This window comes from Microbacterium sp. CH12i, from assembly GCF_000685355.1.
Classification (GTDB): Bacteria; Actinomycetota; Actinomycetes; order Actinomycetales; family Microbacteriaceae; genus Microbacterium.
Genome location: NZ_JHET01000006.1, coordinates 98,097 through 113,727 on the forward strand (window position 1 = coordinate 98,097; position 15,631 = coordinate 113,727).

General features: G+C 64.2%; 14 protein-coding genes, 1 tRNA gene and 2 pseudogenes. 11 read left to right on the forward strand and 6 right to left on the reverse strand.

The genetic code is table 11. From position 1 onward, the window contains the following. The first annotated feature begins 87 nt into the window (after positions 1 to 87). Together DC31_RS06955 and DC31_RS17540 are read left to right on the forward strand one after the other, a co-directional pair. Positions 88 to 3,749 (forward strand): annotated as a pseudogene (locus DC31_RS06955) (AAA family ATPase). Continuing rightward, positions 3,742 to 3,960: a hypothetical protein gene (locus tag DC31_RS17540; RefSeq protein WP_081813758.1), complete on the forward strand. Its 219-nt coding sequence runs from the start codon at positions 3,742 to 3,744 to the stop codon at positions 3,958 to 3,960. The pseudogene DC31_RS06955 and the gene DC31_RS17540 overlap by 8 nt, the downstream one beginning before the upstream one ends. 77 nt (positions 3,961 to 4,037) lie before the next feature. On the opposite strand, the gene mscL is transcribed toward DC31_RS17540, so the two are convergent. From mscL to DC31_RS06970, 3 genes and pseudogenes are all read right to left on the reverse strand, one after another. Then, the gene (mscL, locus tag DC31_RS06960) at positions 4,038 to 4,445 is read right to left on the reverse strand and encodes a large conductance mechanosensitive channel protein MscL (RefSeq protein ID WP_036278519.1); all 408 of its coding nucleotides are present in this window, start codon (positions 4,443 to 4,445) and stop codon (positions 4,038 to 4,040) included. Positions 4,446 to 4,471: 26 nt separating this feature from the next. After that, the gene (locus DC31_RS17545; protein ID WP_036278520.1) at positions 4,472 to 4,744 is read right to left on the reverse strand and encodes an FmdB family zinc ribbon protein; all 273 of its coding nucleotides are present in this window, start codon (positions 4,742 to 4,744) and stop codon (positions 4,472 to 4,474) included. 16 nt (positions 4,745 to 4,760) lie between these two features. Beyond that, positions 4,761 to 5,313, reverse strand: a pseudogene (locus DC31_RS06970) (5-formyltetrahydrofolate cyclo-ligase). On the opposite strand from DC31_RS06970, the gene DC31_RS19285 reads away from it, so the two are divergent. The 5 genes from DC31_RS19285 (at position 5,221) to DC31_RS06990 (ending at position 8,026) form a co-directional block, all read left to right on the forward strand. Then, on the forward strand, positions 5,221 to 5,427 hold the full coding sequence (locus DC31_RS19285; RefSeq protein WP_235201411.1) for a hypothetical protein: 207 nt from the start codon (positions 5,221 to 5,223) through the stop codon (positions 5,425 to 5,427). The pseudogene DC31_RS06970 and the gene DC31_RS19285 sit on opposite strands and share 93 nt — an antisense overlap. Then, entirely contained in the window at positions 5,409 to 6,296 is an 888-nt protein-coding gene (galU, locus tag DC31_RS06975; RefSeq protein ID WP_036278521.1) for a UTP--glucose-1-phosphate uridylyltransferase GalU, read from the forward strand. The genes DC31_RS19285 and galU overlap by 19 nt, the downstream gene beginning before the upstream one ends. A gap of 21 nt (positions 6,297 to 6,317) precedes the next feature. Further along, on the forward strand, positions 6,318 to 6,947 hold the full coding sequence (locus DC31_RS06980; protein WP_036278523.1) for a GNAT family N-acetyltransferase: 630 nt from the start codon (positions 6,318 to 6,320) through the stop codon (positions 6,945 to 6,947). 96 nt (positions 6,948 to 7,043) lie between these two features. Beyond that, positions 7,044 to 7,901, forward strand: a complete 858-nt coding sequence (locus DC31_RS06985; protein WP_036278525.1) for a hypothetical protein — start codon at positions 7,044 to 7,046, stop codon at positions 7,899 to 7,901. A gap of 52 nt (positions 7,902 to 7,953) precedes the next feature. Next, positions 7,954 to 8,026, forward strand: a tRNA-Ala gene (locus tag DC31_RS06990). Positions 8,027 to 8,087: 61 nt separating this feature from the next. On the opposite strand, the gene DC31_RS06995 is transcribed toward DC31_RS06990, so the two are convergent. Both DC31_RS06995 and DC31_RS07000 read right to left on the reverse strand, forming a co-directional pair. Then, complete coding sequence (locus tag DC31_RS06995; protein ID WP_036278869.1) at positions 8,088 to 8,969, reverse strand: metallophosphoesterase family protein; 882 nt, start codon at positions 8,967 to 8,969, stop codon at positions 8,088 to 8,090. 26 nt (positions 8,970 to 8,995) lie between these two features. Further along, positions 8,996 to 9,916 (reverse strand): AEC family transporter, encoded by a 921-nt coding sequence (locus DC31_RS07000; protein WP_036278533.1) that lies wholly within the window; start codon positions 9,914 to 9,916, stop codon positions 8,996 to 8,998. Positions 9,917 to 10,043: 127 nt separating this feature from the next. Between DC31_RS07000 and DC31_RS19895 the strand changes: the two genes are divergently transcribed. Continuing rightward, positions 10,044 to 10,178, forward strand: a complete 135-nt coding sequence (locus tag DC31_RS19895; RefSeq protein WP_268748221.1) for a hypothetical protein — start codon at positions 10,044 to 10,046, stop codon at positions 10,176 to 10,178. Here the strand turns inward: DC31_RS19895 and DC31_RS07005 are convergent. Beyond that, positions 10,150 to 11,043 carry an IclR family transcriptional regulator gene (locus DC31_RS07005; RefSeq protein WP_081813760.1) on the reverse strand — a complete coding sequence of 298 codons (894 nt, stop codon included), beginning with the start codon at positions 11,041 to 11,043 and terminating at the stop codon, positions 10,150 to 10,152. The genes DC31_RS19895 and DC31_RS07005 overlap by 29 nt on opposite strands. A 52-nt stretch (positions 11,044 to 11,095) precedes the next feature. Between DC31_RS07005 and hutH the strand changes: the two genes are divergently transcribed. Genes hutH through hutI form a run of 3 tightly spaced genes read left to right on the forward strand, consistent with a single transcriptional unit; the run spans position 11,096 to position 15,493 of the window. Then, positions 11,096 to 12,631, forward strand: coding sequence for a histidine ammonia-lyase (gene hutH, locus DC31_RS07010; RefSeq protein ID WP_036278535.1), 1,536 nt, complete (start codon positions 11,096 to 11,098; stop codon positions 12,629 to 12,631). A 22-nt stretch (positions 12,632 to 12,653) separates the two neighbouring features. Beyond that, positions 12,654 to 14,336, forward strand: a complete 1,683-nt coding sequence (hutU, locus tag DC31_RS07015) for a urocanate hydratase (RefSeq protein WP_051606624.1) — start codon at positions 12,654 to 12,656, stop codon at positions 14,334 to 14,336. Further along, complete coding sequence (gene hutI / locus DC31_RS07020; protein WP_036278537.1) at positions 14,336 to 15,493, forward strand: imidazolonepropionase; 1,158 nt, start codon at positions 14,336 to 14,338, stop codon at positions 15,491 to 15,493. The genes hutU and hutI overlap by 1 nt, the downstream gene beginning before the upstream one ends. Positions 15,494 to 15,631: the final 138 nt, after the last annotated feature.

The window sequence follows — 15,631 nt, forward strand, 5'->3', positions numbered from 1 at the left end:
AGGGAGTGCGGGGTGCCGGAGCCTAGTCTGTTCTATGTGTGGCGACGTGATGACAAAGCTGCGGATGCCGCGGCAACGGAAGCCGCGATGACCCTGGGCGACCAACAAGAAGACCAGATGGCCATCGCGGTCGCGCACATCGCCGACTCCGAACGCGCTCGGCTACGCGCCGAGGCTGCCGATCTTGGCGGCCCGTCGCCGCTGATCACCTATCGCGACACCGTCGAAGGTGCGATCGATATCTCCAAGGCGCATCCGGGCAGCTTGCCGCAGTTCATCACCGGAAAATCAACGTTGCTCTCCAATCTCTTCCGCGACGAGGTTGGCCTTCGCACCGCGCGTCTGGCGGCAGAGCGGATCACTGCCAAGCACACCGAACTGCGCACCGTGCGCGGCATCGAGGCCGTTCATCTCGCCGTCGGCATCGCGGGCTGGCGTATCGGCGGGGCGAGCTTCTCCGCGCCAGTGCTGCTGCGCCCACTCGCTATCCGCAGACATCACACTGACTTCGAACTGAAGTTGCAGGGTGCCTTCGAGGTGAACCCCGAGCTCGTGCGCATCGCCCGCGAACACTTCGGCATCACGATCGATGCCGAAGCGCTGGCATCCCTCGCCTACGACGGCGGCATCTTCAAACCTCAGCCGGTCATCGACAGCCTGCGGGCAGCGACCCGTTCGATCGACACGTTCACTGTGTTGCCACGACTCGTCGTGTCGACGTTTGCCGACGTTGGCGCAGCAATGGCCCACGACAGCCGCACGCTGGATCACACGCTGCTCAATGCGCTCGCGGGTCACGTCCATGACCGCGAGCAGGTTATGACCTCGCGTGCGCAGCCGCACGTCACGAGTCCTGATGATCGTGCGCCGGCTTCCGACATGCTTCTGCTTGACGCAGACGCCGAGCAGGAATCGGTTCTTGCCCGCATCGTCGCAGGTCATTCGCTCGCGGTTGCCACGCTTCCTGGCACCGGTGGCACGCAGACAGTCATCAACGCGCTGGGAGAACTTGTGCGTGCGGGCAAGCGTGTGCTCGTTGTCTCGGCGCGGCGATCCACGCTCGACGGTGTGCGTCACCGGTTGAGTGGCATTGCCCTCGACAGTCTCGCGGTGTCGCCGGCCAGTATCCGCCGTGATCTCGTCCGCGCGATTGGGCGCAACGAGAAGGCGAAAGCACCCAAGGTCGGCGATGTCGATGACGCTCTGGTGCGTCTGCGTACAGTGCTGCTCGACTACCGCAAGGCGCTCACGAGCCCCGTTGTGGGACTCGATGCCTCTGTGCTCGATGCCACCCGACAGCTCACGCGACTTGCCTCGCTTCCGACGCCCCCGTCAACGACCGCCCGGTTGAGCACAGAGACGCTGCGCCGGCTCGCAAATGACCGGACTGAGGCGGCCAACGCTCTTATCCAGGCTGCCCGCCTGGGCGAATTCCGTTTCGGCCCGAATGACTCGCCCTGGTACGGCGTGACGTTCAGCAGCACTGAGGCCGCGCGCGCAGCCCATGAACTCGCCGGACGTCTGCATGCCTCGAGCGTGCCCGCCCTGCTCGAGCGTGGATACGAACTCATCTCTCAGACGCGTATGCGTCCGTTCGCGACGATCGATGAGCTGGGGGAGTACCTGCGCTTGCTCGAGGGTATTCGCGACTCGCTCGATCGCTTCAGCCCGACTGTTTTCGAGCGGCCGCTCGGCGAGCTCATTCAAGCTCATGGCTCGAGGCGAGACGCCCCGGCGATGTCTGGTGCGAACCGGCGACGGCTGCGTCGCCTCGCCAAGGAATACGTGCGTCCCGGTGTGCATATCACTGAGATGCACGAAGCGCTGCTTCGGATTCAGCAGCAGCGCACGCAGTGGCAGCGTTTCGTCGATGCTGGTGTCGCACCAGAAGTGCCCCTCGGTCTCTCTGAGGTCTATGGCTCATGGCAGCGCGTCACCGCGGAGCTTGGAGAGCTCGACACGGCGCTCGGTCGCCGTGAGCCGCTCGCGACGCTGCAGGTTGAACGACTCGTGCGCACTCTTGCAGGCTTGGCCGCGCGGTCGGACGTCTTCGACAACTTGGTCGAGCGCGCGATCGTGCGCGACAAGCTCGCCGCCTTCGGTCTTGAGCCGCTGCTGGCTGACTTGTCTGTGCGTCACATCGCCGAAGATCAGGTCGCTGAAGAGCTTGAGTTCGCCTGGTGGCAGTCGCTGCTCGAGCGTGCGCTGCAGGACAACCGTGCACTGCTCGGCGCCAACACCGCAGTCGTTGACCGCCTCGAGCGCGACTTCCGTCTCGTGGACGAAGCCCACGCCTCAATGGCGGGCCCGCTGCTTGCCTGGCAGCTGGCGAACCAGTGGCGCATCGCGATCGTTGACGAGCCGACTGAGTCACAGCATCTGCGGCGCGCGCTCACCCAGGGCACGCCGTCGACGGCAGAGATCATCTCGGCCGCCCCGACGCTGATGAACGTGCTGGCACCGGCCTGGATCTCATCGCCCTATCAGGTGCCCGAGATTCCAGATTCGGTGGAGTTTGACACCGTGCTCCTGGTGGATGCCGCCGCCATCAACCTCGCTGAGGCCGCTCCTGCCATTCGCCGTGCGCGCCAGGTGGTTGCCTTCGGCGACCCGGTGACGCAGCGTCCGACCCTCTTTGACCTGGCGGTCGATCCGGACAGCGAATGGGAACCCGAGGTGCCTTTCGATGAGGTCTCGGTGTTCGAGCGTCTCGCGGAGCTGTTGCCCGTCATGACACTCACCCGCAGCTACCGGGCCGGTGGCGAAGACCTCGCCGAGCTCATCAACGATGCGTTCTACGGTGGCGAAATCACTTCACTGCCGTGGGCAGGTTCGTATCTCGGGCGAGGCAGTCTCACCGTCGACTATGTCGAAGGCGGTACGGGTGCGCCCGATCCGATCTCCGGTGCCGTAGAGAGCCCCGATGCCGAAGTCGCCCGCGTAGTCACTCTCGTCGTCGAGCATGCGGTACACCGGCCGTCCGAGTCGCTGATGGTGATCACCGCGAGTGCCCGCCATGCAGAGCGCGTCCGCGCCGCAGTGACGACCGCGTTCGCTGGCCGCTCCGACGTTGCGGACTTCGTCGGCCGCGATACAGCCGAGCCATTCGCCGTGCTGACGCTCGAAGAGTCGGTGGCTGAGAGCCGCGACCGCGTGATCTTCTCGCTCGGCTATGGGCTTACGAAGCACGGCCGAGTGCTCAGTGATTTTGGCGACCTGTCGACTCCGGACGGCGAACGGCTGCTGACCGTCGGCATGACGAGGGCACGTCGCTCGATGGTGCTGGTGTCATCGATTCGTCCATCTTCGTTCGATGACGGACGACTTGAGCACGGAGCATCCACTCTGATGTCGATCCTCGGCGGCCTTGCCACGCGGAGCCGCGAGTCACGGCTGGAAGACCTTGCGACCCGCTCACGCTCGCTCTCGCTCGCGAACTTCGCCGGCTGGGCGCATCCGTTGATGTCGACTATCGAGGACTGTTGCCGCTCGTCGCTCAGCACAACGGCAAAGCCGTCATCATCGAGAGCGACCCAGAGTCGCTCGGCGAGTCGCTGCGCGAGACCCTGCGGCTACGCCCGCATGTGCTGCGCCGTCTCGGCTGGCACTACGTACGCGTACACGCCTTTGATCTGTATAGCGATCCGGTGACTGCGGCATCCCGTATTGCGGCGGTCCTCGGCATCGCGGCTGACGCGGTCAAGGCCGACAATGACACGCAGCCGATAGACCGTCACGGCGATGTCTGAAGACAGGGCATCTGAAGATAGGCCAGATGCCGTCCCGAAGCGCCAGCGTGTCGTGCGGGTTCCCGGCAGTCGTCGCGCCCGGCTGACGCCGGTGGAGGGCACCGATCCTGCGCCGGATGCGGTGACGAAGGACGCGCCAGCGAAGAAGCCGGTGACCGGCCGAGGACCCAACGACGCCCGACTATTTGACGACGTCCCGCCGCACTACTGAGGCCACCACGAAGAAGAGGCCCCATCTCGCACTTGGAATCAAGCGGAGATGAGAGCCTCGACACCCTCAGATGGTGATCAGAGGGTGTTGTTCTTGCGCAGCTGGTCGCGGATCTCGATGAGCAGCTCCTGCTCGGTCGGCAGGGTCTCCTCCTCGACCGCGGGGTTCTTCGCAGCCTGGCGCTCCTTGTACTTGTTCATCGGGACGACGAAGACGAAGTACACGACGAGCGCGACAGCGAGGAAGCTGATGATCGCTGAGATCAGGCCGCCGAGGGGGAACGTCACAGGATCGCCGTAGATGCTCGTCAGCTGCGGACCGAAGTTGCCTGCGGCATCCGCTTTGAAGAACAGGGCTACCAGCGGTTCGATGATGCTGGCGACGACGGCGTTCACAATGGCTGTGAATGCACCGCCGATGACCACCGCAACAGCGAGGTCGATAACGTTGCCCTTGGTAATGAATTCTTTGAATCCCTGAAACATGGGAGCTCCCAACTGTTACTGAAACCTCAGGTCGAGGCGGGAGCCGGCGCGGACGCCGGAGTGGTGCTCGTCGACGACCCCGACTTCGATGATGTCGAAGCATCCGACTTTGCGCCAGAGCCACTCCGGGAATCGGTGCGATAGAACCCCGAGCCGTTGAATGTCACACCGATCGATCCGTACTGTTTGCGCAGGTCGCCGCCGCACTCAGGGCACACCGTAAGGGAGGCATCGGAGAATTTCTGGACCGCATCGAAGCGGTGGCCGCACGAGGTGCAGGCATAGGCATAGGTAGGCATATTCGTCTCGGAGGGATCAGTGCCGCGCTGGCGACAGATTGAGGGTCCGGGTCGGCGTCACGACGCCGGTCACCGGCTGGTCGTGCACCTCTCGCGGGAGGGAATCGAGTATCTCGGAATCGTAGATCACTGCAAACACCGGCGGGCAGCGCTCCATCGATCCAATGGTCTTGTCGAAGTACCCGCGACCCCAACCCAGGCGCATTCCGCTCGGGTCTACAGCGGCCGCGGGGGATGATCATGAGATCGACGTCGTTCACTGCAATCGGTCCGAGTACCTCGCCGGTAGGCTCAGGAAGTCCGAACATTCCTTCAGTGATGTCTTCAGAATCGTTAGCGACAGCCCAGTCGAGCAGTCCGTCGGCACGGGTCACCGGCAAGAGCACGCGGATGCCACGCTCGACGGCGCTGCGGACGAATGCACGGGTTCCGGGTTCTGTCGTCGTCGACAGAAAGCATGAGATGGAATGGGCATCATGGGCCTCGACGAGAGCGTCGAGCTGTTCGCCGATGCCGGATGCCGCGGCATCCCGTTGAGCGTCAGAAAGAAGCTGACGGCGCTCGCGCAACTCGGCGCGCAGTGCGCGCTTCTCGTGCTCGACATCCACAGACATGCTCCGATTCTACGTGCCATGACATACAGTGCCCCCGCTAAGCTGACGGAATGGGAAACCACAAGATGAAGGCAGTCATTCCGGCAGCGGGTCTCGGCACCCGTTTTCTGCCCGCCACTAAGGCGATGCCGAAGGAGATGCTTCCGGTCGTCGATAAGCCGGCGATCCAGTACGTGGTCGAAGAAGCGGCTGCCGCGGGGATCGACGACATCCTCGTGATTATCGGCCGTAACAAGAACATGATCTCGAATCACTTCGACTCCGTGCCGGAGCTCGAGGTGAAGCTCGCTGAGAAGGGCGACATGGGTCGCCTGGAGCGAGTCATGAAGTCCAGCGACCTCGCAGACATTCATTACCTTCGCCAGGGTGAGCCGAAGGGCCTGGGCCACGCAGTGCTGCGCGCCAAGAGCCACGTCGGCGACAGTTCGTTCGTCGTCATGCTTGGCGACGACCTGATCGATGAGCGCGATGAGCTGCTGACGACGATGATTGCGGTGCATGAGCGCACTGGGTCCAGCGTCGTCGCGCTGATGGAGGTCGATCCGTCGAGCATCCACCTGTACGGCGCCGCTGCGGTTGAAGCTACCGATGATGAAGACGTCGTGCGTGTGACTGGGCTCGTAGAGAAGCCTGCTCAGCAAGACGCTCCTTCTAACCTCGCTATCATCGGCCGCTACGTGCTGTCGCCCGCAGTGTTCCCGATTCTGGAGCGCACTCAGCCTGGTAAGGGCGGCGAGATCCAGCTCACTGACGCGCTTCAGGAGATGGCTGCGGATACGGAAGGCCCCGGCGTAGTCGGTGTCATTTTCCGTGGCCGCCGCTACGACACTGGTGACCGCGTCGACTACATCAAAGCGATTGTGCAGCTTGCCGTCGATCGCGATGACCTCGGAGCCGAGCTTCGCCCGTGGCTGAAGGAGTTCGGCGAGCGCCTGTAGGCGCGCCGGTTCGAGTCAAGGATGGATCTCTTGCAGGGGCACCGTCACGGTCCGGTCGAGTTGCGGCTCATCCGAACCCGTGACGCGCGTGTACTGCAGCAAGAGATGCTCAGCAACCGCGCGTGGCTGCAGCCGTGGGAGGCGACGATCCCGAACGGATCATCGTCGTTTGATATGCGTCTCAGCATCCGCCGACTTTTGCAGCAGTATCGCGATGGCAGTGGATATCCGTTCGTCATGGAGTACGACGGTGAGATCGCTGGCCAACTGAATGTCTGGGGCGTCTCGCGGGGGTCGCTCTGTTCGGCAACAATTGGTTATTGGGTCAGCAAGCGGTTCGCAGGCAAGGGGATCACACCGGCTGCCGTTGCTCTTGCCACTGACGCGGCGTTCGTTGAATACGGCCTGCATCGGATGGAAATCTGCATCCGACCCGAGAACGAAGCGAGTCTGCGCGTCGTTCAAAAGCTCGGCTTCCGTTACGAGGGGTTGCGCCGCCGCTACATCCACATCGATGGCGACTGGCGTGATCACTACGCTTTTGCGCTCACCCGTGAAGATGTGCCCCGGGGCGTTCTGTCGCGCTGGGTGAACGGGCAAGTGCCGCAGGATGCTGCCAGCATCCCACCCTCGGATCGCCTCTCAATCTGAGATTCGCACGCAGTATCTGAAATTTCCACGCAGTCACCAGCGACACGCGCCCGGAGTGAGGGCGAGTTGGGGGCTCGGTCGCATACCGTTGTCCCTATGAATGGGCCGGTGCTGAGTGGGGGCGTTATCGTCCTCGTCGCAGTGCTGCTTTGGATGCTGTATCTGCTGCCCTCGTGGCGTGGCCGCTACCAGTACAACGCGGCCGAGCGGAACGCCGTGCGCTTGAACCAGGCCCTGCGTGTTCTTGCTGAGACGAGCGAGACACCCCAAGAGGTGCGCCTCGAGCTCAACGCCCGTACCGTGCTCGCGCAGCAGAAGCTTGCGAAGCGTGTGCAGTCTGAGAAAGAGACCGCCGAACTCGAACTGCTTCGCGCAGAACTCGCGGCCACGCGCGCCGACCCGATTGTGCGTCAGGCGCGGGCGCGACGTCAGGTGCGGATGTCGGCCACCGTGCTGTTGGTAGTCGGTCTCGCCGTGGCGGGGCTTGGAGTCTGGCAAGTTATCGCGAGTGGCGCGCAGCTGCTGATCTGGATCGGTGGTGTGCTCGCTGTCGCAGCCGCGATCACGCTGCAGAAGATGGCGGCGGTCGCCGGTCGTGCCGCCCATCATCCTGTGCAGGTTCGTGTGGAGGTTGAGGCGCCTCGGGCGTCGCCGCCGCTGCACGATCAGGGTCGAGCATCGTGGACGCCCAGGGCGCTCCCCGAGCCGCTGGTGTCGGTGGCAGGCTCGCTCGCTCAGACTGCCCGCGCCGAGATCGAAGCCAAACAAGAGCTGCAGCGCGCCGAGCGGGTGGCGCGACTGCGTCAGCGCGCAGAAGAGATGGCACCGCCCGCACCTGTCGCGTTGCCTGCGGCAAAAGAGCCTGCTTCGCCGTACGCGCGGATGGGCATTGTGGATGACGCCGAGATCGAAGATCACGTGCGTCAACTGCTCGCACGTCGCGCAGTGGGATGAGCACCCTCGGCGCATAACCTCTTTCGAGCGTGATAATCTAGCTGAGGTTCACGGGCCTATGGCGCAGTTGGTAGCGCGCCTCGTTCGCATCGAGGAGGTCAGGGGTTCGAATCCCCTTAGGTCCACACTGTGTTGAGACAGTCAGAAAAGGCTCCGCCATCGGCGGAGCCTTTTCCGTTTGTGGGGTCAGCGCTTGCGCCCGGCATCCTGAACGATCTGTGCCACCACGTTGGCGTCGTAGTGGAAGACCACATCAGCCGGCGTCAGCCGCTCGATGAAGGGCACGACGCGCACGCGGTCGCCATCGATTTCGACGGATGCTCCGCCGAAGGCGTCGATCGCTGATTCTTCAGCACGATCGCCGAGCGCCAGGGAGATGTTCGTCACGCCGGGGGCAACCGTCACCGGCACCCCTCCGACGATCTCGACGATCGGCAGGTGATAGTGGCCAGAGAGGATGACGCGTACATCCGTGCCGCGCACGATGTCGATGAGGTCGCGACCATCCCTCTCATCGAGTGCGAGAGCCTGCAACAGGTCGGTCTGTGCACGAATCGGCGCATGATGGATCACGACGATGGTGCCATGCACGGCGGGAGTGTCGAGTGTCTCGCGCAGGAACTCTTTCTGCTCGGGCTCGAGGTTGCCGTACCCGGCGCGGGGCACTGAGCTGTCGAGCACAACAATGCGCCAGCCGTCCTGGTCGGCGACAGATGCCACCGGACGGTCCAGATCGATGCCATCGAGCTCTCGCTCACCAGCATCCGGTTGCCCTCCGCCCAGCACCGCACGGAAGCCCTCGCGGCGGTCATGGTTGCCCATCGCGAACACCGCTCGTGCTCCGCGTGCGCGCGCCCAGGGCGTCACAGCATCCCGAATCTTTCGGTACGACTCTTCAGAGCCGTCCTCGCTCACATCGCCAGAGCAGACGACGAGATCGAACTCGCGATGCGCCACGTACGCGAGCGCGCGTTGCAGATGCTCAGCGGTGTCGACCACGCCGTAATGGCGACCGTCATCACCGGAGAAGTGGGTGTCACTGAGATGCAGGATACGAAGAGCGCTCATGATCACACTCTCTCAGTAGCGGACGTTCAACCCAACAACAAATTGGCAATGAGCAGTATAAGTACGCATCCGATTGTCGTGATGAACACGGTGTCGCGGGAGATCGATTCGCCGATGTCGTACCGCTGCGAATAGTTGAAGACGTTTTGTGCGGTGGGAAGGGCTGCGAGCACGACGACGATGAGTACTTCATGAGCCGAGAGTCCGAAGACGAACTGTGCGACTACCCACGCGATGGTGGGCATCACAAGCAATTTGAGGGTGCTGGCCAGGAGCACGTCGCGACGATGCCCCGACGTGCCGAGTATCTTCTGCCCGTGCAGCGAGATGCCATAGCTGATGAGCAGCACAGGCACGCAAGCGTTCGCGAGCAATGTGGCCGGCTCGATGACGATGGGCGGCAACTGGATGTTCAGCACCGAGACGATGGTGCCGAGCAGGGAGCCCAGGATGATCGGGTTCGTCGCTGTTCGCACGAAGGTGCGCCATGCCGACGTCTTTCCGCTGGTGACGGTGTCGAGGATCGTGAGCGAGATTGGTGTGAACACCAGCAGCTGCATGAGGATGACGGGTGCGGGATACGCCGCGCTGCCGAGAAGGTAGAGCGACAGCGGGATGCCGATGTTGTTCGAGTTGACCTGACCAGCTGACAGCGCACCGATCAGGGTCTCGCCGATGCTGCGCTTCCACACGTATTTAGCGACCAGTGTGTAGGCGGCGATGACGACGACAGCGGCGACCGCCGAAACGGGCAGTAACGACGAGAACAGCACCCTGGCATCAGCCTGCGCGAGCACGACGAACAGCAGGAATGGCGAGAGGACGAAGAACGTCAGGCGCCCCAGAACGTGCCGTGCGTGCGGGCCGAGCAGGTCGATGCGACCGATGAGATACCCGACAGCTATGGCGAGTCCCACGACGGCGAATCCGGTGAGAGTCTCGAGCACTCTTCGAGCGTAGTGGGAGAAGCGTGATCGATATTTTTTTTCCTGTTCAGCAGGAAATTTGACTTCCCTAGGTTTGAGGCTATGGTCAGAGGACACGCGCCATCCAACCGAAGGGGAAGCGAGTCACATGTCAGGTAAGGAACCGCAAACACGCGGCAGCAAGAAGGTCGCCCAGACCTCACTGAAAGAGAAGCGTGCCGCGAAGCGCGCGAAGCAGCAGCCGGAGTCGTTCATCAAACCTCGCAAGGGCGCGAACGGCTGATCGACACGACGACGGTTTGAGTCGAGCTCTCAGTGCCTGTCGGGGTCTGGGGGCTCGACTCTTTTGTGCGGTGAGGGTCGGAACGTGTTCGGCCTTGTAGTCGTCGAGCCAGCTCGTGCGCGGTGTCGGAGACGGCCGCGGCGATCGCAGTGATATCTCGGGGAGCCGCACGATCTTCTGGCCAGGTGACGGCGACCGCTGCGACGGGCCAATCGGAGTGATCGATAACGGCGACGCCGACGGATGACAGCCCCGTACTGACTTCGCCGTCTTCGGTGGCGAATCCGGCAGTGCGGATGCCACGCAGAATGTCGCGCAGCTCGCTCGGGCGGCCCGGCCCGAGCCCGGTGCGGGTGGGGAATGCCGTGGCATCCGGGTAAAGCGCCCGCACCTGCTCGCGTGGAAGAGCAGCGAGCATCGCCCGACCGGTCGCGGTCAGATGCGCGGGAAGGCGCACGCCCACTTCGGTGACGAGAGTGGGGCGTCGCGGTGCACGCTCTTCCACGATGTAGAGCACGTCTGCGCCGCTCATCATTGCGAGGTGGGCGCTCTCACCGACCCGGTCGGCAAGTGCAGCGATAAGGGGGCGACCGAGTCGGGCTAGCGGTTGCTGGCGCATGTAGCCGCCGGCGAGCTCGAACGCTGAGGTGCCGAGTCCCCAGCGCTGTTGCTCCCTCAGATGCAACACGAACCCGTGCTGGGCGAGGGTCGCAAGTAGGTGATAGACCGTTGACCTCGGTAGCTCGAGCTCTCTGGCGATCGCAGAGGCAGCTACCGGTGTCGAGCGTGCAGCGAGGTGCCGAAGGATGCGCAGGGTGTGCTCGGCCGCGGGAACCTGCGGAGCATTGTCTGGGATCACAGACACAGGATGCCAGCATCCACTGTTTCGCGCCACTCTGGCGGTGTGGAATCAAGACATGAGTGAAACCGTTGTTGTCGGCGCCGCCCCACTGTCTCTGACCGAGGTCGTTGCTGTCATCCGTCGCGGCGCTCGCGTCGAGCTCGATGCCGCTGCTGTCGACCGCATCGCACAGACCCGTAACGTGGTCGATGCGCTCGCCGCTGACCCCCACCCGCACTACGGTGTCTCCACCGGGTTCGGAGCGCTCGCGTCGACCTTCATCGCTCCCGATCGTCGGCACCAGTTGCAGGCCAGCCTGATCCGTTCGCACGCCGCCGGAACTGGCGACGAGGTAGAGCGCGAAGTCGTACGGGGGCTCCAGCTTTTGAGGCTGCAGACACTCTCTTCCGGTCGCACCGGTGTGCGTCCTGTCGTCGCTGAGAACTACGCGGCGATGCTGAATGCGCAGATCGTGCCGGTCGTGCGTGAATACGGGTCGCTCGGATGCTCGGGAGACCTCGCCCCGCTCGCGCACATCGCGCTCGCCGCGATGGGGGAGGGCGAGGTGCGTGATGCATCCGGTGCTCTGGTTGCGGCATCCGATGCCCTGGCGTCTGCCGGGATCGAACCGCTCGTGCTGGTTGAGAAGGAGGGGCTCGCTCTCATCAACGGCACGGACGGGATGCTGGGGATGCTCGTGCTTGCGCTGCACGACCTGGAGATGCTTCTCACCACGGCTGATCTCGCCGCAGCGATGTCGGTTGAGTCGCAGCTCGGCACCGACGCGGTGTTCGCCGCTGACCTGATGGCGCTTCGTCCGCAGACCGGGCAGGGGGAGTCCGCCGGGAATTTGCGGGCGTTTCTCGCTGATTCTCCAATGGTCGCCAGTCACGCGGGTCCCGAGGACGGCCGGGTACAGGACGCGTATTCGCTGCGCTGCTCGCCGCAGGTGCACGGCACCGCGCGAGACACGCTCGCACACGCGGCGACGATCGCATCGCGTGAGCTCGCCAGCGTCATCGACAATCCGGTGATCACGCTGGACGGACGCATCGAGTCGAATGGCAACTTCCATGGCGCACCGGTTGCCGCCGTCCTTGACTTTCTAGCGATCTCGGTCGCCGACGTTGCCTCCGTTTCGGAGCGTCGCACAGATCGTGCGCTGGATCCCGCCCGCAACCGCGGTCTACCACCATTCCTCGCCCACGAGGTTGGCGTCGACTCTGGGCTCATGATCGCGCAGTATGCCGCGGCGGGAATTGTGTCGGAGCTGAAGCGGCTCGCCGTTCCGGCATCCGTCGATTCGATTCCCTCGTCTGCGATGCAAGAAGACCACGTATCGATGGGATGGGCGGCTGCAAGGAAACTGCGCCGCGCGATCGACGGACTGACCCGAGTGCTGGCGATCGAAGTACTCACCGCCGCGCGCGCTCTCGACCTGCGCGCGCCGCTCGAAGCGGGGCCTGCGACCGGCGCCGTCCGTGACCTGGTGCGCACCGTCGTCGAGGGGCCAGGACCCGATCGGTTTCTCTCGCCTGAGATCGAAGCCGTCACTGAACTCGTCCGATCGGGCGCTGTCGCCCGTACTGCGAAGGAGAACGCGAATGTCTGATACTTCGATTCCTGAGGCTGGGATGCCGACCCCTGCTCCTCTGACAGGTTCACGGGGCGAAGGGCGAGGCGACATTCACGCCGCCCGCGGCCCAGAGCGCAGCGCGAAAAGCTGGGGCGCCGAAGCAGCAAAGCGCATGCTGATGAACAATCTCGATCCTGAGGTCGCCGAGCACCCCGAAGATCTCGTTGTCTACGGCGGCACGGGCAAGGCTGCGCGTAACTGGGAGGCGTACGACGCCATCGTTCGCACGCTCGATGAGCTCGAGCCCGACGAGACCCTGCTCGTGCAGTCCGGCAAGCCGGTTGGCGTGTTCCGCACGCACGAGTGGGCACCGCGGGTGCTCATCGCGAACTCGAACCTCGTCGGCGACTGGGCGACGTGGCCGGAGTTCCGCCGCCTCGAGGCGCTCGGGCTGACAATGTACGGACAGATGACGGCCGGGTCGTGGATCTACATCGGCACACAGGGGATTCTGCAGGGCACGTATGAGACCTTCGCGGCGGTCGCGCGCTCACTCGGTCGCGAGTCTCTTGCGGGGACGCTGACGCTGACCGGTGGCGCGGGCGGGATGGGCGGGGCACAGCCCCTGGCCGTCACGATGAATGGGGGAGCAGTGCTCATCGTCGACGTCGACGAGACGCGTCTCGCGCGCCGGGTGGAGCATGGCTACCTCGATGAATACACGACAGATCTTGATGCCGCGGTCGCTCGCGTCCTCGCCGCCAAAGACGCCGGCAACGCGCTGTCGGTCGGAGCCGTCGGCAATGCGGCAGAGGTTTTCCCGGAGCTGCATCGCCGCGGCATCCCGATCGACATAGTCACCGACCAGACCAGTGCGCACGATCCGCTGGCATATCTCCCTCTCGGGATCTCGGTGGCAGATTGGAAGGGCGACGCCCAGCGCGACCCGGAGGGATTTACTCTGCGCGCGCGTGAGTCGATGGCCGCGCACGTGGCCGCGATGGTGGCTTTTCAGGATGCTGGCGCCGCGGTCTTCGACTACGGCAACTCGATTCGCCGCGAGGCAGAGCTGGGTGGCTTCGAGCGGGCCTTCGCGTTCCCCGGGTTCGTGCCGGCGTACATTCGCCCGCTGTTCGCGGAGGGCAAGGGGCCGTTCCGCTGGGTCGCGCTTTCCGGTGATCCCGCCGATATCGCCGCTACCGACCGCGCGGTGAAGGAGCTGTTTCCCGAAGACGCCGCCCTTCATCGCTGGTTGGAGCAGGCCGCAGAGAAGGTGCGCTTCGAGGGGCTGCCGGCCCGCATCTGCTGGCTGGGCTACAAAGAGCGGCACCTCGCCGGATTGAAATTCAACGAGATGGTGGCGTCGGGTGAGCTGAAGGCGCCGATCGTCATTGGCCGTGATCACCTGGATGCCGGCTCCGTTGCTTCGCCGTACCGCGAGACCGAGGCGATGGCTGACGGCTCAGATGCAATTGCTGACTGGCCGCTGTTGAACGCACTACTCAATACCGCGTCGGGGGCGTCGTGGGTGTCGCTGCATCATGGCGGCGGGGTCGGGATCGGTCGCAGCATCCATGCCGGTCAGGTCACCGTCGCAGACGGCACCGCGCTCGCCGCAGAGAAGCTCGAGCGGGTCCTCACCAACGACCCCGGCACCGGCGTCATGCGTCACGTGGATGCCGGGTACGAGCGTGCCCGCGAGGTCGCCCGCGAACGCGGACTCAAAGTGCCGATGCTCTGATGCGCACCCTCATCACGAACATCGGGGAGCTGACGACCAACTCGGACGCCGGGATGCTGCATGATGCCGCAGTCCTGATCGAGGGCGGCCGCATCGCGTGGGTGGGATCGGCTGCCGAGGCTCCGTCTGCGGCTGACACGGTCGACGTCGGCGGGCGCGCCGTCATCCCCGGTTTCGTCGACAGCCACAGCCACCTCGTGTTCGCCGGCGATCGTGCGGCAGAATTCGAAGCGCGGATGGCGGGGGAGAAGTATGCCGCTGGTGGCATTCGATCCACCGTCGTGGCCACACGTGCCGCATCCGACGATGAGCTGCGCTCTCGTCTCCGCGGTTTCATCGCCGAACTACTCGCCCAGGGCACGACGACCATCGAGATCAAGAGCGGGTATGGACTCTCCGTGGCCGACGAAGAGCGTCTCGTGCGCCTTGCGGCTGAGGTCACGCCTGAGGTCACATTCCTTGGAGCGCATGTTGTTCCTGGCGAGTATGTCGATCGCTCCGACGAGTATGTAGATCTGGTCACCGGCGCAATGCTGGATGCCTGCGCCCCGCACTCACGTTGGATCGACGTTTTCTGCGAGACCGGCGCATTCACCGTTGAGCAGTCGCGCCGTGTGCTTGAAGCAGGAATCGTGCGCGGTCTCGTCCCGCGCGTGCACGCCAGCCAGCTCGGCCCCGGTGAGGGTGTGCGACTCGCGGTTGAGCTGGGCGCGGCATCCGTTGACCATGGCACCTACCTCACCGATGGCGACGTCGCTGCGCTCGCGGCATCCGACACTGTGCTCACGCTGCTACCAGGTGTTGAATTCTCCACGCGACAGCCGTACCCCGATGCGCGTCGACTCATCGATGCCGGGGTGACGGTGGCGCTGGCATGCGACACGAACCCCGGGTCGAGTTTCACCTCGTCTATGCCGTTTTGCATAGCAATTGCCGTGCGCGACATGGGCATGACGCCGGTCGAAGCGCTCTGGTCGGCAACGGCTGGCGGTGCTCGTGCGCTGCGCCGTGATGATGTCGGGCTCATCGCACCGGGTGCGCGTGCTGACCTCGTGCTTCTGGATGCTCCGACGCACGTGCACCTGGCATATCGCCCGGGCGTTCCACTGGTTCACACTGTCTGGAAGGACGGGGTGCGCGCCGGTCACCGTTCATAACTCATCAAGACCCGCGCCAAAACGGCGAGAATCCGCCGGAAAGGGTTACTTCCGTGCAGTCCTGGAGGAGTTATGAACGCGGGCGGCAGCACTCCTGGTTTCAGGCCGGGGATGCCTGGACACGCTGGTCGTCGAGGC